The 16,224-nt window shown below is 42.3% G+C and carries 18 protein-coding genes, 4 tRNA genes and 1 riboswitch; of the genes, 4 read left to right on the forward strand and 18 right to left on the reverse strand.

Features of this window, described 5'->3' with window-relative positions:
- Positions 1 to 71: 71 nt before the first annotated feature.
- Entirely contained in the window at positions 72 to 281 is a 210-nt protein-coding gene (locus FTT83_RS03120) for a PA3496 family putative envelope integrity protein (RefSeq protein ID WP_086176283.1), read from the forward strand.
- A gap of 69 nt (positions 282 to 350) precedes the next feature.
- On the forward strand, positions 351 to 875 hold the full coding sequence (locus tag FTT83_RS03125; RefSeq protein WP_166170407.1) for a YecA family protein: 525 nt from the start codon (positions 351 to 353) through the stop codon (positions 873 to 875).
- Between the two features lie 158 nt (positions 876 to 1,033).
- Here FTT83_RS03125 and FTT83_RS03130 read toward each other — a convergent pair whose 3' ends face one another.
- The 4 genes from FTT83_RS03130 to FTT83_RS03145 all read right to left on the reverse strand — a co-directional run bounded on the left by FTT83_RS03130 (position 1,034) and on the right by FTT83_RS03145 (position 3,612).
- Positions 1,034 to 1,453 (reverse strand): ABZJ_00895 family protein, encoded by a 420-nt coding sequence (locus FTT83_RS03130; protein WP_180042401.1) that lies wholly within the window; start codon positions 1,451 to 1,453, stop codon positions 1,034 to 1,036.
- 21 nt (positions 1,454 to 1,474) lie between these two features.
- A complete protein-coding gene (locus FTT83_RS03135; protein ID WP_180042399.1) occupies positions 1,475 to 2,089 on the reverse strand; it encodes a DedA family protein in 615 nt (204 codons plus the stop codon).
- Positions 2,090 to 2,174: 85 nt separating this feature from the next.
- Positions 2,175 to 2,459 (reverse strand): FUSC family protein, encoded by a 285-nt coding sequence (locus FTT83_RS03140; RefSeq protein WP_180042397.1) that lies wholly within the window; start codon positions 2,457 to 2,459, stop codon positions 2,175 to 2,177.
- Positions 2,460 to 2,679: 220 nt separating this feature from the next.
- Positions 2,680 to 3,612: a rhodanese-related sulfurtransferase gene (locus tag FTT83_RS03145; RefSeq protein WP_180042395.1), complete on the reverse strand. Its 933-nt coding sequence runs from the start codon at positions 3,610 to 3,612 to the stop codon at positions 2,680 to 2,682.
- 206 nt (positions 3,613 to 3,818) lie between these two features.
- Here FTT83_RS03145 and FTT83_RS03150 point away from each other — a divergent pair, with 206 nt between their 5' ends.
- Entirely contained in the window at positions 3,819 to 4,307 is a 489-nt protein-coding gene (locus FTT83_RS03150) for a DUF1289 domain-containing protein (protein WP_180042393.1), read from the forward strand.
- A gap of 140 nt (positions 4,308 to 4,447) precedes the next feature.
- Here FTT83_RS03150 and ribB read toward each other — a convergent pair whose 3' ends face one another.
- From ribB to FTT83_RS03210, 12 genes are all read right to left on the reverse strand, one after another.
- Positions 4,448 to 5,107 (reverse strand): 3,4-dihydroxy-2-butanone-4-phosphate synthase, encoded by a 660-nt coding sequence (gene ribB / locus FTT83_RS03155; RefSeq protein WP_086196844.1) that lies wholly within the window; start codon positions 5,105 to 5,107, stop codon positions 4,448 to 4,450.
- 94 nt (positions 5,108 to 5,201) lie between these two features.
- Positions 5,202 to 5,362, reverse strand: a riboswitch (FMN riboswitch).
- 175 nt (positions 5,363 to 5,537) lie between these two features.
- The gene (gene panD / locus FTT83_RS03160; RefSeq protein WP_086196843.1) at positions 5,538 to 5,918 is read right to left on the reverse strand and encodes an aspartate 1-decarboxylase; all 381 of its coding nucleotides are present in this window, start codon (positions 5,916 to 5,918) and stop codon (positions 5,538 to 5,540) included.
- 143 nt (positions 5,919 to 6,061) lie between these two features.
- Positions 6,062 to 6,643 carry an aminoacyl-tRNA hydrolase gene (pth, locus tag FTT83_RS03165; RefSeq protein ID WP_180042391.1) on the reverse strand — a complete coding sequence of 194 codons (582 nt, stop codon included), beginning with the start codon at positions 6,641 to 6,643 and terminating at the stop codon, positions 6,062 to 6,064.
- A gap of 19 nt (positions 6,644 to 6,662) precedes the next feature.
- Positions 6,663 to 6,959: a 50S ribosomal protein L25 gene (gene rplY, locus FTT83_RS03170; RefSeq protein WP_086196841.1), complete on the reverse strand. Its 297-nt coding sequence runs from the start codon at positions 6,957 to 6,959 to the stop codon at positions 6,663 to 6,665.
- Between the two features lie 100 nt (positions 6,960 to 7,059).
- Positions 7,060 to 8,013, reverse strand: a complete 954-nt coding sequence (locus tag FTT83_RS03175; RefSeq protein WP_086196840.1) for a ribose-phosphate pyrophosphokinase — start codon at positions 8,011 to 8,013, stop codon at positions 7,060 to 7,062.
- Between the two features lie 36 nt (positions 8,014 to 8,049).
- Positions 8,050 to 8,124, reverse strand: a tRNA-Gln gene (locus FTT83_RS03180).
- 91 nt (positions 8,125 to 8,215) lie between these two features.
- Positions 8,216 to 8,290, reverse strand: a tRNA-Gln gene (locus FTT83_RS03185).
- Between the two features lie 41 nt (positions 8,291 to 8,331).
- Positions 8,332 to 8,406 (reverse strand) — tRNA-Gln (locus FTT83_RS03190).
- 27 nt (positions 8,407 to 8,433) lie between these two features.
- Positions 8,434 to 8,508: transfer RNA gene (locus tag FTT83_RS03195), tRNA-Gln, on the reverse strand.
- Between the two features lies 1 nt (position 8,509).
- Positions 8,510 to 9,340, reverse strand: a complete 831-nt coding sequence (gene ispE / locus FTT83_RS03200) for a 4-(cytidine 5'-diphospho)-2-C-methyl-D-erythritol kinase (protein ID WP_180042389.1) — start codon at positions 9,338 to 9,340, stop codon at positions 8,510 to 8,512.
- Between the two features lie 24 nt (positions 9,341 to 9,364).
- Positions 9,365 to 9,946, reverse strand: a complete 582-nt coding sequence (lolB, locus tag FTT83_RS03205; RefSeq protein ID WP_180042387.1) for a lipoprotein insertase outer membrane protein LolB — start codon at positions 9,944 to 9,946, stop codon at positions 9,365 to 9,367.
- 8 nt (positions 9,947 to 9,954) lie between these two features.
- Entirely contained in the window at positions 9,955 to 11,667 is a 1,713-nt protein-coding gene (locus tag FTT83_RS03210; protein ID WP_180042384.1) for a tetratricopeptide repeat protein, read from the reverse strand.
- Positions 11,668 to 11,745: 78 nt separating this feature from the next.
- On the opposite strand from FTT83_RS03210, the gene hemA reads away from it, so the two are divergent.
- Positions 11,746 to 13,035, forward strand: a complete 1,290-nt coding sequence (gene hemA / locus FTT83_RS03215; protein WP_180176216.1) for a glutamyl-tRNA reductase — start codon at positions 11,746 to 11,748, stop codon at positions 13,033 to 13,035.
- Positions 13,036 to 13,057: 22 nt separating this feature from the next.
- On the opposite strand, the gene FTT83_RS03220 is transcribed toward hemA, so the two are convergent.
- Complete coding sequence (locus FTT83_RS03220; RefSeq protein ID WP_180176217.1) at positions 13,058 to 14,965, reverse strand: DNA primase; 1,908 nt, start codon at positions 14,963 to 14,965, stop codon at positions 13,058 to 13,060.
- A 197-nt stretch (positions 14,966 to 15,162) separates the two neighbouring features.
- On the reverse strand, positions 15,163 to 16,194 hold the full coding sequence (locus FTT83_RS03225) for an outer membrane protein assembly factor BamD (RefSeq protein ID WP_180042378.1): 1,032 nt from the start codon (positions 16,192 to 16,194) through the stop codon (positions 15,163 to 15,165).
- Between the last annotated feature and the right edge of the window lie 30 nt (positions 16,195 to 16,224).

The following is a 16,224-nucleotide window of genomic DNA, read 5'->3' on the forward strand; positions in this document are numbered from 1 at the left end:
TTGACAAGAGTGCGTAAGCAGGATAAATAGCGCCTAGACCCATTCACTTTTTTCACCTTGAGGTAGTTTTAGTGTCTTCTACAGATTTTGAACTAGATGATAGCTACAGTGATGATGATGTTAGTTTTGATGAAGTATCAAGCAAAATTAGTGCTAAAGAGTCGTTAGAAAAACGTCGTCTGATTGATGACCTTCTTGCACAGCGTCGTTTAGAGCGTGAGCTGAAAGATTTTGATTATGATCTGGATGATGACGACGATTTTGATGATGAAGAAGACTAAAATAGGATTCTGCATAGCAGGCTAAAATGCTATGCTATGTCGCAGTTATTTTACAAACCTGGATTTTAAATGAGTGCTTTAGATTTAGACCTTTTGAGCGAATATCTAGATGGCGACCAGAATGAATATGGTCTAGATTTTCCGGCTACTCATGGCTTTTTATGTGCAATTGCGGTTGGTCCGAAATTCGATAAATGGCTGGACGAACTTTTTGATAACAATCATAAGAAAGTGCCTGCTGAAATCATTGCTCAAGTAAAAGCCTGGTTAGAATCAATTCGTCAAAGCCTGGCGAATGAAGAAGGAATCGAGTTTCCTTTTGAAATTGAAGAAGCAGAAGTGGATTCAAGTTTAGGTGACTGGAGTGTCGGCTTTGTCGATGCCATGTTCTTAAACGAAGATGCCTGGTTCACTCCTGAACATGAAGAACAATTAGTTGATTTAACTTTGCCAATGATGGTCTTTAGTGGTGTGGATGAAGAAGATCCGCAAATGGAATCTTTCCGTCGCAATGGCCAGTTGATGGATGAAATTGCTGAAGAAATTCCGGATAATTTAAATGAATTATATTTGATGTACCATACGCCAGCATGATGGTACGCCTTGCGCTGCTATAATCGCCGCGCATAGATCACACACCAGCGTGATGTGACATCTTGTGCTGTTCTAATCGCAGCTTATGTATATATTTAGCTCAGATTAATTTGTTAATAAAAAAGCACCATAAGGTGCTTTTTTAATTGTTCAATTGGCTATTTTCTGGATTTTAATTTCAAGAAGAGCGGACTCATCCACTGATAGGCAATAAAGAATAAAGCAAAATGTATTGCAACGATGAGCAACATAAATACGGCATAACCTGCTAAACCCATTTTTTCAGCAGATTGAATAATTTGTTCTGCATTCGGGTTCATCATGACCAAAAAGAATATAATAAAACACTCCAAAGTAATGGCAATCGCAGTATTTCCCCAGACCAAGATATTGCGTTCTTGTACAGTCGGCAAGCGTTGTTCTTTTTGCAGGAATTTAACCACATGACGAATCATGGTAACCAAAAAAATAGCGACGAAGAGCATCAAGCCAAGATTGGTAACAAACAATAAAAACAAAACGCTGAGAATTAAAACCACGCCATAATCGATAGCAAAACTTTTTAGATATTGTTGCATTTAAGCCCCTGATAAAATCAATTAGTTCTTCATTTTGCGTAGTTGTCTACGGTATAGGAGGATGGCGATAATCACCAGGATAATGAGGATAATACCATGGCTGACTTGGCTAAATATTTGCTGCATGAGCTGTTGGTTTTCACCAAAGTAAAAACCGACACAAGCCAGAAATGTAGTCCAGATGATAGTCCCTAAGCCACTGTAAAACATAAACTTCCAAAAAGGCATGTGGCTCATGCCAGCGGGAATACTAATCAGCGAGCGAACTGCCGGAATCATACGACCAAAGAATACGATGCGATGTCCATAATGCTCAAACCAGTCCAGAGACTTTTTAACATCACTAGATTTGATAAACATATATCTGCCATAACGGTCAACGAAACGGAAAATACTGTCATGGTTAAACTTATAGCCAATCCAATACAGTAAAGCAGCTGCAAGCAATGAACCGAAACAACCGGCAATGATGACGCCAAATAAAGTCAGCTGGCCTTGTGATGCAGAATAGCCAGCCGAGGGCATGATGATTTCAGAAGGAATAGGCGGGAATACGTTGTCAAGAAACATCAGTAGGGCAATACCGAGATAGCCCAATTGTTCCATGATGGAGATAATCCATTCTGTCAGATTCATAAAGTGATAAAAATAATCGTGATATTTACACCATCCTAAAGTTTATTAGATTTAGGGTAAAGTGTAGCCAGGTAATCAGTCTGGATTATTCCTGGCTATGAATCAGAGTATGGATATAAACTTTTCTCAAACTATAGGCAAGTGCAAATGGAATTACACCGAGCAAGGCATATTCTATAAAATTAGGTGTAAGGTGATATGCAATAAATATGGAAAAAATGCTGCCAATAATAGCACCCATCATCACAATAAAAAGATGGGATTCCTGCTCTAGAGTTTGTTTAATGTGTTTGACTTTTTGTAGATTTCTTTCGCGTGCAAGGTAAAAGCGTCGAGTATAATTGGCGGAACGACTAATTGCTCTTGACATAATTTAACTCCTTTTTCACGTTACTTTTTAATGTTATATATTAAATATTTCACGTTAAAAATTAATGGGTTATAGATTTATTATAATTTTTATCCCAGATTACCATATTATTTGTGACTTGATATACATTAATGGTGAAAATTGGTGATATTTTTTTATTTATTGTTAATTTTAGGTAAATAAAAAGCCCTCGAGTGAGGGCTTTTTTGAGGGAGATTAATTACAGGCGTTTACGCTTGGCAGCTGCAATTTGTGACTGACGCATACGGAAACCGGCTTTTTGCTTCTCGCTGGTTTTGTCGATGCAGTATTTACATGATACGCCATGTTCATAGCTTGGAAGTTCTACTTCTCCAGGAAGCAAAGGCCAGCCACAAGCATGACACTTGGTGTTCTGGCCTTCTTCTACACCATGAGTAACAGCTGTACGGCCATCAAACACGAAACATTCACCTTCCCACATACTTTCATCAGCAGGAGTTTCTTCCAGGTATTTTAAAATACCGCCTTTCAAATGATAGACCTCATTAAAGCCTTCTTGCAGCAATAATGATGTTGATTTTTCACAGCGAATACCACCCGTACAGAACATGGCAATTTTCTTGTCTTTATGCTGTTCCAGCTGTTTTTTTACATATTCCGGGAATTCACGGAAGGTTTCAGTTTTAGGATCAATTGCGCCTTTAAATGTACCGGCTTTATATTCATAGTCGTTACGGGTATCAATCAAGATCACGTCATCACGTGCAATCAGTTCATTCCATTCTTTTGGATCAAGATAGTGACCGACTAAATCGCGCGGTTTGACTTCAACGCCTAAAGTCACAATTTCTTTTTTTAGTTTAATTTTCATTTTACGGAATGGCTTGTCAGAGCTGTGTGACTCTTTATATTCCATTGCGTTAAAACCTTCATCCAGAAGAAACTGGTGGATGGTATCAATTGCTGCACGGTCACCTGCTACAGTACCGTTAATGCCTTCTCCTGCAACAATAAGAGTTCCACAAAGATTGATGGTTTTTACCAAATCAAGAAGACGTTGCTGCAGATCGGCAGGATTTTGAACTTCTTTAAATTGATATAGTGCCGCAACAACCCAGTCAGTGGTCGCTTGCTGTTCTACAGGTGCAAGCTGTTCTACAGTAGCGTTCATGGAAAACTCCAAATGTATTAAGGTAAGACAAAATTTAAGCCGCATATTCTAACGTGAATTGGCGCAATTAGCGATAAAACCTAGTATGAAATATGGTTTTTCATTTGCTGTTGGGGGATGTATGATGCCTGTGCTGATGGTTTATCAAATCAGAAAAGCGGTCTGAATTTTCCAGATGTGAACATTGTTGAATTTCGGAGTTTATTTTGAATACTGATCGTCGAATTGCTTCTTTGACCCCATGTGCAGGGCGTTGCTCTACGGTGTTTGGTGATTCGGTCTGTCGGGGGTGCCGTCGTTTTAATCATGAAGTGATTAAATGGAATACCTATACAGCAGAGCAGCATACAGCCATTTGGCGTCGATTAGATTCGCAACTTGATCAGATTTTGATTCCAATGTTGCCTATGGCGGATATCACCCATGTTGAAGGTTTTGTTTTATCCAAGCGTGTGCGGTTGCGTCCGGATGCGAGCAAAGGGCGCAAGCTATACCATGCATTAAAATTATGTGAGAAAAATCGTCATTTTACTGATGATAGTGGGTTAGGTATTCACTATAAAGATGTTCGTCCTTTGTGGGATGAATTTGAGCGACGAGTATTGGCACTTGCCACAGCCAGTTATGATTTGGCCTTTTTACGCGCTGATGGCATCAGTATGCATTTGTTGCAAAGTCTGGAAGAAGAGGATTAAATCCTCTTTTTTAACTTAAAATTTATAAAAAAATTTCTTATTCTCGTGTGCACTGAAATCATTTTGCATTAAAAAATCATCAGGCTTAATCAGGAAGCCTGATGATTTTAATTTTTTTGTGGCAAGTTTTGTTGTCTCGTTTAAAGATTATGCTGCAAACGGTACTGTACAATTTCTTCAATGGTAATCACGGTTAAATGATGAGTCTGTGCATAAGACAGAACCTGAATACCAGATGCCATCGTACCGTCAGGATTGGTCAGTTCACATAATACACCAGCGGGTTTCAAGCCAGCCAAACGTGCCAGATCAATGGTGCCTTCAGTATGGCCACGACGCGTCAGTACCCCACCTTCGCGCGCGCGTAAAGGGAAGACATGACCTGGTCGGTTGAGATCACTTGCCACAGCACCATCTTTAATTGCCGCTTTTACTGTGGTGGTACGGTCTTTTGCCGAAACGCCTGTAGTGACACCTTCTGCTGCTTCAATGGTCACGGTAAAAGCTGTTTTAAAATGGCTGGAGTTATCTGTCACCATTGGGGGAAGTTCCAGATGGTTAGCGAGTTCATCAGTCAAACAAAGACAGACAATGCCTGAGCCATCGCGAATCATACGGGCCATAGTGTCTACAGTTAAGGTTTCTGCAGCCACGATCAGGTCGGCTTCATTTTCACGGTCAAAGTCATCCATGACTAAAACGGGTTTGCCTTGGCGGATATCTTCTAAAGCTTTCTGGATGCGTTGTTTAGCAGGAGGAAGGGCAGAAAAGAAAATTTCGGGTTGAATCAAACTAGACATTGAAACGCTCTCGTAAAATAAACATACGGTTGAACATTTCAGGACTGATGCAGAAATGGGGTCGCAGCGATATATCACATATCAATATCGGTTACGTCGTCTTCTTTCATCCGGACTATACCGTCGGCTTTGGTTTTTCACCAAATCTGCGAGTAAACTTTAACCAGTTTACAGGCTCGTGGGCTGATTAAATCCTACAAGAATGTAGTTTTAATTTACCACCGGTGGGGAATTGCACCCCGCCCTGAAGCGATGTGTCATAAGTATAGTCCTGTTTTTAACAGTGGGTACAAATTTCTATAGATGAATCAGTCATATCCATAGTCAAACCAAGAATAACTTTAGAATAAGCTTATAATTATGAATATGTAGGGTATAAAAAAGCCCGCAGAAGCGAGCTTTTTGAATGTTTTGATCTGAACTGATCAGTTTAGGCAACCTGTACAGGAATACAGTTGGCGGTATGGTTCACTGTATTGTCCGGATTGGCATATACCAGACGAGGTTTATGGGCATTCGCTTCAGCTTCGGTGAAATCGCCAAATGTGGCGATAATCATTAAATCGCCCACATCAGCCTGCAGGGCAGCACCACCATTGACTGAAATAATGCCAGAATTTTCTTCACCACGGATGGCATAAGTGGTAAAACGCTTACCATTAGTCACGTTCCACATATGAATTTCTTCATATTCACGGATACCGGCTAAATCCATTAACACGCCGTCAATTGCACAAGAACCTTCATAATGTAATTCTGCTTGTGTCACGACACAACGGTGGATTTTAGCTTTTAATAAACGAGAAAGCATGGCTAGCGTCTCCTTAGTCGACCTAAGATTTTATCTTAGTTAAATCAAATCACTTCTTACTGGATCAGTAATCCGCAGAAAGCGCATTTTGCTCCGAAAAAAGCAACATGGCAAGAAGGAAAATTCAATTATTTGTAGAATGATCAGTTCGGTTTATACGCGTTAATTTGATTCATGGCTGTCTGAATGTCACCGTTTACCAGCAATTTAATGCGAGATAAAGCATGTGCAATGGCATCATCCATTAAACCTTGTTCGCTGCTTGGAGCTTTGCTCAGGACATGACCCGATACGCGTTCTTTGGAACCTGGGTGACCGATACCGATACGTAAGCGATGGAAATTGGGACCTGTATGCGGAACGATATCACGTAAACCGTTATGCCCACCATGACCACCACCTGTTTTCAGGCGAATGACACCGGGATTCATATCCAGTTCGTCATGTGCGATGAGCATGGCTTCAGGAGCAACTTGATAGAATTTGGCGAAGGGTACAACGCTTTTGCCAGAGGCATTCATAAAGGTTGTGGGTAACAGCAGACGAACGTCTTGACCTTCGATGTTACCTCGACCACTGATTCCGTGGAATTTAGGATCGGCTTTGAGAGAGATGCCATATTGTTCTGCAAGGCGTTCAACGAACCAGAAGCCTGCATTATGGCGGGTTTGGGCATATTCCTTACCAGGATTGCCCAAACCAACAATTAGCGAAAGTTTTGACACTAATTTACACCGTTAACACTTATGCGCGTTTAAAGTCAGCGTGCATTGGAGTGTTTTTAGCTGGGTGACGTTGTAAAGCTTGGATTTTAACGCTTTCAACTTTGTCACCAACTTTGATTTCAACAACTTCTTCAAAGAAAGCGTTGTCTTCAAGTGCTTTAACAAGTTCACGAAGTTCTAAAGTAACCGCTACAGGTTCAGCAGCACCACCGTAGATGATTGCTGGTACTTTGCTTTGAAGACGAAGGCGGCGGCTCGAACCTTTCCCTTGTACTGCTTCTTCACGTGCTGCTGCGTTTAATACGAAGTTTGCCATGATAGACATTCCTAATTTAAGTTTAATTAAGCTGAGTTTTCGACCAGCTCAGCGATAGAAAACCCTGCTAAAGGCAGGGTTTTGAAAATTTAGCGCTATATTATAGATAAGAATCAAACATTGCGCTAATAGATTCTTCGTTGTTAATACGACGAATTGTTTCAGCAACCATGCTGGCGACTGAAACTTGGCGAATCTTACCAAGTTCTTGAGCTTCTTGAGAAAGAGGAATGGTATCCGTAACAACGAGCTCGTCGATTACAGAGTTTTTCAAGTTCTCAATTGCTTTACCAGAAAGTACTGGGTGAGTTGCATAGGCAACTACACGGCGCGCACCAAACTGTTTCAGTGCATCAGCAGCTTTACATAAAGTACCTGCTGTATCCACCATGTCATCCACGATGACGCAGTCACGATCTTTTACATCACCAATCAAATGCATCACTTGTGATTCATTGGCTTTTTGACGACGTTTATCGATGATTGCAAGATCGATATCACCCATTTGTTTCGCTACAGCACGTGCACGAACTACACCACCAACGTCTGGAGAAACAACCATTAGGTTATGGTGTTGCTGTTGACGAAGATCAGCAAGTAATGCAGGAGTACCGTAGATGTTGTCTACAGGGATATCGAAGAAACCTTGAATCTGGTCAGCATGAAGGTCGATCATTACTACGCGGTCAATACCAACAGTTGTCAGCATGTCTGCGACAACTTTTGCGGTGATTGGCACACGGCTTGAACGAGGACGACGGTCTTGACGAGCATATCCGAAGTAAGGGATGACAGCAGTAATACGACCTGCACTTGCACGACGCAAAGCATCAGCCATAACAAGGACTTCCATCAGGTTGTCATTCGTTGGGGCGCAAGTAGGCTGTACTAGGAATACGTCTTTACCACGAACATTTTCAGTAATTTCGACAGCGATTTCACCGTCAGAAAATTGACCTACAGATGCTGCACCTAAAGGGATGTGCAGATGGCTTACGACTTTTTGGGCGAATTGTGGATGTGCAGTTCCACTAAAAACGACAAGATTGGGCATGAAGCACCCTTGGCGGTTGGAATGTTTGAAAATAGATGGCAGGGGCGGCTGGATTCGAACCAACGGATGCCGAGATCAAAACCCGGTGCCTTACCACTTGGCGACGCCCCTAATGCGGCAGAACTTTAATATTTTTGCGGTTCTGTGTCAAGGTGAATTAACAAATGAACATGCAAATTCTGTTCTGTCTTTTTTGAGAAAATGGCAGGGGCGGCTGGATTCGAACCAACGGATGCCGAGATCAAAACCCGGTGCCTTACCACTTGGCGACGCCCCTAAATTTGATTGCTGTATTGTGATTTAAACCATAAGTTTAAATGGCAGGGGCGGCTGGATTCGAACCAACGGATGCCGAGATCAAAACCCGGTGCCTTACCACTTGGCGACGCCCCTAATACAGTAATCTACAGATGAATATGATGGCAGGGGCGGCTGGATTCGAACCAACGGATGCCGAGATCAAAACCCGGTGCCTTACCACTTGGCGACGCCCCTATCATATAACCTTGAAATGACGTAATGGTGATTCATTTAAACTATTGACCAAGTAAGCTTTACAAGGCAAATGAGCTAAAATCTCATCAATATTCATGTCAGCGGTTACTTCAGTAAAAACACAAGCACCTGTACCTGTAAGTTTTGCAACACCGAACTGGTCTAAATACTGCATCGCTTCATTTACCTCAGGATATAGGCTTTTTGCCAAAGGCTCAAAGTTATTTCCAAAGTTAAATGGCTTTAACTGATAGGCGCAAAATTTAGTAGGCTTCGTGTCTCTTGTCAACGTTTTTTGTGAAAAAAGCAATTGAGTGCTGATAAAACAATCAGGTTTTAACACAATGTATTGTTTTTGATCTAAGTCTATGAATGTTAAGTGTTCACCAATACCTTCCGCCCAGGCATTCCGACCATGGACAAAAACTGGAACATCGGCACCTAATTTGAGTCCCAGTTCGGCTAACTGCTCAATACTTAAGCCACATTGCCATAACTGATTGACCACAATGAGGGTGGTGGCCGCATTGGATGACCCCCCGCCAAGTCCAGCACCCATAGGAATATTTTTTTCAATGCGGATATTTAAGCCTGAATATGCTGTTGCATACGGCTTTAAAATCTGTGTTGCCTTGAAAATCAGGTTCTGTTCCAAATCAACGCTGTTTAGTCCATCAATACTAATTTCAGGACTTGCTGTTTGGCTAAATTCCAGCCAGTCATACAGGTCAATGAGCTGAAAAATGCTTTGCAATTCATGGTAGCCGTCGTCACGACGGCCGGTGATATGCAAAAAAAGATTAAGCTTGGCAGGAGAGGGAACACGAATCATAGAATTTTAAACTTTTGAATAGGCTTAACGGTTTTGAATGAGCATTGTAATACGGTTTTCCTGACCGGATTCAAGCAGATGTTTTAAAACTAGCTTGTTCGGTAACTGGGCTTGCTCGTTATAACTGAGATCTACTATCCAGCCATCTTCCAAGAACTGGATGGGGCGGTTTTGCTCATCTTTACTGATTTTTGCCAGCATAGTTGCCGGTTTGGCCTGAACCCAATCGACTAAATGAGTAATCGGGGCTTGCCAGCCTGTGGCACGCTCCAGTAACTCTTCCGGAGTATCCGCTGTAATCAACCCGGTTTTTGCACTATTGAGGGTGACATTACCCGGTTGACCGGAAATCTGGGTTTTACCCACGCCCAAAATTCCGCTTAATTCGATGTCGAATGCATCCTGCTGTTGTACCCAGGTAAAAAAGGCACTGCCAGATTGTCCCGGAGTTCTTACCCCAATTTTACCTTGCAGATTAAAATTCTTCGCAGCTTCTGGAATTTGAGCCACATTCGGTGCTTGAGGCTGGGTGTATTGTTGGCAACCGCTCAGGATTAGCGTGCTTGCTGCAATCAGGCTTAAACTGAATTTTGAAAAAATGTGCATACAGATAGTTAACTCTTTTTCATTTGTTGCGGTAACAGTAACGATTTCAATTGCTCTAATTGCGGATCATTCGGATGATTTTTTTGTAATTGTTGTAACACTTTACTAAATTTTGTCAGCTCACCTTGCATGTATAAAGATTTTGCATAACGTACACCAATTTTCACATTTTGACTTAATTGGTAGGCTTGCTCTAATACTTGAGCTGAAGTTTTAAAGTCATTTTGTAAATAAGTGATATAGCCTAAAGTATCTAAAATAGAGGCCTGTTCCGGAGCAAATTCCAGAGCATGTTCAACATACTTGCGGGCTTCATCTAAACGCCGGTTTTGCAGGGCAAGCGTATAGGCATAGGCATTGAGGTAAGTCGGGCTATTGGGTTCTATTTCCAGTAATTTTTTCAATAATTTATCCAGTTTATCTTTGTCTTGAAAAGCATCAAGTAATAACACTTCGGAGTAAATTAGTTCCGGGTCATCCGGGACGTTTTTAATGGCTTCATCCAGCAGGCGCATGGCTGCTTTTTTATTGTCCATGCGTTTTAAAATATCAGCCTGAGCCTGGTACAGGAAACTGGCATATTGCGGATAATTGACCCGTTCCTGAGTCAGGAAGCGCAGGGCATCAGTGGGCTGGTTCTGGGCAGTAAAAATATTAACCATGTTGCGGCGCGAAACTGTGTACAGGCTGCCATCCACCAGACGGTAATAGGCTTTTGCGGTTTCAAAATGCTGCTTTCGTTCGGCATTGACTGCCAGATAATAATAGGCCTCATTTTGATATTGCGTGGAATATCGCAGCTCAACTAAATATTTTTCAGCTTTTTCATATTGTTCTAAGTCAATACTGGTTAAACCGGCAATAAACAGCGCTTCTTCTTCATGCGGCCATTTTTTTAACAGGGCTTCAAGTTTATTGAGAGCTTCTTCTGACTTATTTAATTTAATCAGATATTTAATTTCCGCTAAGCGAACTTCGATATTGTTTTTATGTTTGCGGCTGGCTTTGTCGTACCATTTTAGGGTTGCTTCATCATCGCCCAAGGCACTGAGCAAATTGGCCTTCATTAAAATAAAGCCGGTCACATTGGCACGCTTTTTTAAGGCACGACTAATGGTGGTCAGGGCATGCTCCAGTTGCCCGTTTTGTGCTTCCAAGCCTGCAATCAGTACCAGTACGGAAGGATTATCCCGTTCTTTACTTTTACGCAAGGCATCAATCAGAAAATCCCGATCTTCAGGGTCTTCAGGGGCAATTCCGGCCAGAATTTTTTCCAGGTCTGCATTGGGGTCAATATTTAAAATTTTGTCCAGCGTTTCTGCGGCGAGTTCATATTCATGGGCTTTTAAGGCAATATGTGAAAGATAAAATAAAGCCGGCACATCGGTCGGTTCTTGCACCACCCAATGGGTTGCAATATCCAGGGCTGCTTTTAGATCATTCTGTTCAATCGCAACATTTAAGGCGCGCTGTTTAACCGTGGTGGAATTGCTTTTAATTGCAAGCACGGTGTAGTTGTGTAATGCTGTGGGAATGTCCTGATAGGTCAGTGCAAATTCAGCAATCATGCTTTGTTTTATGGCATTATAATTTGAATTGGCATGATAAATTTCTCCAGATGCTCTAATATGAGCACTGTAAGCCATGCTACCCACAAGTAAGAATGTGGTAGAATATTGCTTAATTGTCGCGCCGTTTATCCGGCTATTTGTTTGACGCAATTTTTCTTGATCCAAGTAATGCTTTTTATGACACCAATACTGCACAATAGCATAAATTTAGCGAAATGATGATCTGATATGTCTTTCTTTGCATTGGGTGTCAACCATCAAACCGCCTCTGTAGAGCTGCGTGAGCAGATTGCATTTAATCCTGAAAAATTAATGCACCTGCTTGCCCTGCAAAGCCAAAACCATGACTTGAATGATATGGTGGTGGTCTCTACATGTAACCGCACCGAAGTTTATGCCATGTCTGAAAATGCGGACATGGTAATGAATTGGCTCGCCGAAGCAAATGACTTAGATGTTAAACAATTGTTTAATCATGTATATCGTTACGAAAATGCGCAGGCAGTGACCCATTTAATGCGGGTAGCCAGTGGTCTGGATTCGCTGATGCTAGGTGAACCGCAAATTTTGGGGCAGGTGAAATCTGCATTGTCTCTGGCTAAAGATGCACATACCGTTTCTCCGGATTTAAACCGAATTTTTGAATACGCCTTTTATGCAGCCAAACGTGTGCGCTCGGAAACAGCAGTGGGGAGTCATGCTGTTTCGATGGGCTATGCCGTTGCCCAACTTGCACTTCAGGTGTTTAGTAAACCTGAAAAACTGACTGTGATGGTGGTGGCTGCAGGGGAAATGAACAGCCTGGTGGCGAAGCATTTAGCGGAAATGGGAGTGGGGAAAGTCCTGATTTGCAACCGAACCCACGCGCGTGCAGAAAATCTGGCACAGGAAATTGCCCATCGCGTTGATGTGGAAATTATTGAATTCTCTGAGTTGGCTGCAAATTTACACCGCGCAGACGTCATTTCAAGCTGTACCGGAAGTCTGCATCAGGTCATTTCATATCAAGATGTTAAAACAGCGTTGAAAAAACGTCGTTATCAACAAATGCTGTTGGTCGATTTGGCCGTTCCGCGTGATATTGATCCCAAAGTAGAATCTCTGGATGGCGTTTATTTGTATGGAGTGGACGACCTGCAAAGTGTGATTGACGATAATCTTGCCCAACGTCGCCAGGCTGCGGTTGAAGCCGAGGTAATGGTCAATCAGTTAGCTACAGAAATGCTGACCCAAGAAAAAATCAAAAAAGCTGGCAGTACCATTCAAGCTTATCGTGAACAGGGTGAAGTACTCAGGCAAGAAGAACTGGCTTTGGCAATCTCACGTCTGGCTAGTGGTGAAAATCCTGAGCTGATTTTGCAGGAATTATCGTATCGCCTGACACAAAAACTACTGCATCCGACTTCAATCTTGTTGCGACAGGCAGCCAAGGCTGAAGATCCGGCTTGTTTTGAATCCATGCGTGATCAATTAGAAGATGTATTTGCTAAACGGCGTAATACCAAGCATGAATCATAAATACTAAATTATAGCCGCTCGCTTAGTCTTCCAGTAGGGTAAGCGAGCGCTTTTTATCAATCTCGTAAATTTTCTGTTTCAGGTTGCGCATTTCAGCAATGTTGGTGAACTTTTTAGATTTGAGTTTTTGTTGCAGGCACTGATATTGCAGTTTAATGGAAAAATCTTCTGCCAGTTTATCGGCCTGCTCAGGTGATGATGTGTAATCACTGACATTGGCATGTAGCAAAATATTTTGCAGATCATGGTGATAAGGCGCACAGGCACCTAAGACATAATACTGCGACAGCTCGGTATCATCAGGTAAATCATCAAAAATGATATTGAAGATATCAAGAATTTTAAACAGCAGTTGATCGTGTGAAATCAAGGCGCGTAGCGGTTCAAAATGAATATACAGATAGGGGTGATTCATTAAAATCGCAATGACATATTCTTCTGCATCAATCTTGGTGCTAAAGCTTAAGGAAGCATCATTGTTGACCTGAGGTTGCCATTTGCGGCTAAAGCCCAGTTTTTCTCTAAAGAACTGCTGTAATAAGTAACGGTACGACCCCTGTTTTGGTAACAGTTCGGTCAGTTGGCGTAATTCACCCATGACCTGACTTTTTCCTTCCGGCTTGGTCACATCATGATTCTGGGTGAGATGAGCAAAGACAAAATCGGAGAGTAACGGTGCTTGCTGTAACAGGCGGTGAAAGTTTTCAATACCTTCACGGCGAATCAGTGAATCCGGGTCGTGATCATTGGGTAACACAAAAAACTTGAGTTCACGGCCATCATTGAGTAGCGGCAGCGCAATTTCCAGAGTACGGCGGGCGGCTTTTTGTCCGGCAGCATCACCATCAAAAGCAATGGTAATACGGTTGTTTTGTTTGAATAAAATATTCAGGTGTTCAGTATTACTCGCTGTTCCCAAGGTCGCCACAGCACCAGAAATGCCATATTGCTGCAAAGCAATCACATCCATATAACCTTCAACCATCAGCCAGTCCTGGGCTTTCTGTTTGCGGCCTTCATATAAACCATAGAGCAACTGGTTTTTATGGAACACTTCCGAGTCCGGCGAGTTGATGTATTTGGGTTTGATTTCGTCATTCAAGGCACGACCACCAAAACCGACCACGCGACCTTTAGCATCCCGGATCGGGAAAATCACCCGGTCACGCAGCAGGTCAAAATCGCGTCCATTGTCACTGGTACGGATCAGCCCCAGTAGTTTTAAGCCTTCAATATCCTGTGGAAAAGCTTTTTCCAGATGTTGCCAGTCTTCTGGCGCATAGCCTAAACGCCAATAGTCAATGGTCTCTGCACTTAAGCCACGTTGCTTGAAATATTGCTGGGCACTGGTACTTTGCGGTAACTGGCGCTGGTAATACTGGGCAATATTTTCCAGTAGATCAAACAGGTTGCCGTCTTGTACTATTTCTTCCATTTGCATCTGTTCAAAAGATGCAAATGGATCATCATAGTATTCGGTTTCTTGCACCTGAAATTCTGCAAAAGGATCAAAATGTGCTACAGGCGCTGCGTTCGGTGTTTGATCGGTGGTGTTTTTCGGTTGTTCTTGCAGCTGTGTTACTGCAGCAGGTTTTATGGATTCACGTTTATATTTGATTTTATTGCTGTCGTTATTGTCTTTTGGTAGTTCAATACCGGTACGGCTCGATAGGTCCTTCATCACATCAATAAAGTTACGACCGTCAATATCCATTAAAAAGCGGATGGCATTGCCGTTGGCCTGACAGCCAAAACAATGGAAATATTGCTTGTCACGATAGACATGGAAAGATGGCGATTTTTCCTGATGAAAAGGGCAGCAACCTGAATAGGTGCGACCAGTTTTCTTGAGTTTCACGCGCTGACCAATCAGATCGACAATATCGGTGCGATCCAGGATTTGATCAATCGTGTGTTGAGGAATAGCCATAGGTATGCAATCGGGTGATAATTTATCTAAATGGCTGACAAATAAGCTGTCAGAATTTCCGCATATTAAAATTGCGGCATCGGTTAAAAGTTAATTTGTATACCTTTTGCGCAAAATGATCAATATGATGCATTGAAATGACAAAAGGGCAAGTATGATAACTTGCCCTTCATAAAAATGCGACCGATAAGCCAAGCTTATTCTGATGCTGGTGCCTCGGTTGGTGTTTCTTGTTGAGGCTGTTGCTCTGGTGCGGCAGGAATGCTGCTTTCAGTTTTAGGACGGTCTAGCAAGCCAAAACTGATGCGATTAGTGAAACTGCGTTTTTCACTCTGCGCTGCATTTTGTTGTTGCTCTGCTTCGGTCGAGCTTTGCGCTTCGCGGCCAAAAATACCTAAAGTGGTGCGGTTAAACCAGCTGCCTTCACCATGTGCAGCACGCATATTCACGCTACCATCAGCTTTGACCAGATGCGGATAATTCAGCTTTAACACTTCAATGTACTGCTGTGAAGTCTGCTGATCGCCCAATTTGTCATATCCATAGGCCATGGTTGCTAAAGCTTCAGGAATTTGTGGGGTTTGTGGATAGTGTTCAACCACCCATTGTGAACGTTCAACGGCAGCAAGCCATGCTTTACGCTTAATATTAAAGCGCGCTGCGTTCATTTCACTTTCAGCCAGCTCCGTGCCAATGAACTTCATACGCTGTGCCGCATCGACAGCATAAGTACTTGATGGGAAGCGACGGATGAAATCAACAAAGTTCTGATAAGCCACTTTTAAATAGCTGACATCACGGTGTGACTGTTTTAATGAGGTATAACGCAATAGGCCATCATAGTTTTGTTCCATGTTCGCGACACCACGAACATAGTAGGCATAGTCCACATTGGGATGTTGCGGGTTTAAACGGATAAAACGCTCAGCCAGGGCAACTGCGCCTTCATAATCTTTTTGTTGAAATTTAACGTATAACAATTCCAGCTGTGCCTGTTGGGCATAGTCACCTGTTGGATAATAGGTATCGATTGCTTCAAGATGTTTGGCCGCATCGGTATATTGACCACGTTCAAGGGCTTTTTCAGCTTTTTGAATATAAACTTGTTCGCTAGATTGTGGTCCTGTGTCTACCACTTCTTTCTTTGGATTACTGCTACAGCCCACTATTGCCGACGCAACGCCTAAAGATAAAGCAAGCATTGTCATTTTATAACGTGGTAACGACATAAAAATTCCTCTGTTAATACGGGCAATGAG

It is taken from the genome of Acinetobacter sp. YH01018 (genome assembly GCF_013420295.1).
Taxonomy (GTDB): domain Bacteria; phylum Pseudomonadota; class Gammaproteobacteria; order Pseudomonadales; family Moraxellaceae; genus Acinetobacter.

What these genes read in the sequence shown, in the direction of transcription:
- FTT83_RS03220 (WP_180176217.1), bottom strand. Translation starts at nt 14,965, where the DNA reads ATGGCTATTCCTCAACACACGATTGATCAAATCCTGGATCGCACCGAT.
- rplY (WP_086196841.1), bottom strand. Translation starts at nt 6,959, where the DNA reads ATGGCAAACTTCGTATTAAACGCAGCAGCACGTGAAGAAGCAGTACAA.
- ribB (WP_086196844.1), bottom strand. Translation starts at nt 5,107, where the DNA reads ATGTCTAGTTTGATTCAACCCGAAATTTTCTTTTCTGCCCTTCCTCCT.
- FTT83_RS03175 (WP_086196840.1), bottom strand. Translation starts at nt 8,013, where the DNA reads ATGCCCAATCTTGTCGTTTTTAGTGGAACTGCACATCCACAATTCGCC.
- ispE (WP_180042389.1), bottom strand. Translation starts at nt 9,340, where the DNA reads ATGATTCGTGTTCCCTCTCCTGCCAAGCTTAATCTTTTTTTGCATATC.
- panD (WP_086196843.1), bottom strand. Translation starts at nt 5,918, where the DNA reads ATGCTTTCTCGTTTATTAAAAGCTAAAATCCACCGTTGTGTCGTGACA.
- hemA (WP_180176216.1), top strand. Translation starts at nt 11,746, where the DNA reads ATGTCTTTCTTTGCATTGGGTGTCAACCATCAAACCGCCTCTGTAGAG.
- FTT83_RS03225 (WP_180042378.1), bottom strand. Translation starts at nt 16,194, where the DNA reads ATGTCGTTACCACGTTATAAAATGACAATGCTTGCTTTATCTTTAGGC.
- FTT83_RS03135 (WP_180042399.1), bottom strand. Translation starts at nt 2,089, where the DNA reads ATGAATCTGACAGAATGGATTATCTCCATCATGGAACAATTGGGCTAT.
- FTT83_RS03140 (WP_180042397.1), bottom strand. Translation starts at nt 2,459, where the DNA reads ATGTCAAGAGCAATTAGTCGTTCCGCCAATTATACTCGACGCTTTTAC.
- FTT83_RS03145 (WP_180042395.1), bottom strand. Translation starts at nt 3,612, where the DNA reads ATGAACGCTACTGTAGAACAGCTTGCACCTGTAGAACAGCAAGCGACC.
- FTT83_RS03125 (WP_166170407.1), top strand. Translation starts at nt 351, where the DNA reads ATGAGTGCTTTAGATTTAGACCTTTTGAGCGAATATCTAGATGGCGAC.
- lolB (WP_180042387.1), bottom strand. Translation starts at nt 9,946, where the DNA reads ATGCACATTTTTTCAAAATTCAGTTTAAGCCTGATTGCAGCAAGCACG.
- FTT83_RS03130 (WP_180042401.1), bottom strand. Translation starts at nt 1,453, where the DNA reads ATGCAACAATATCTAAAAAGTTTTGCTATCGATTATGGCGTGGTTTTA.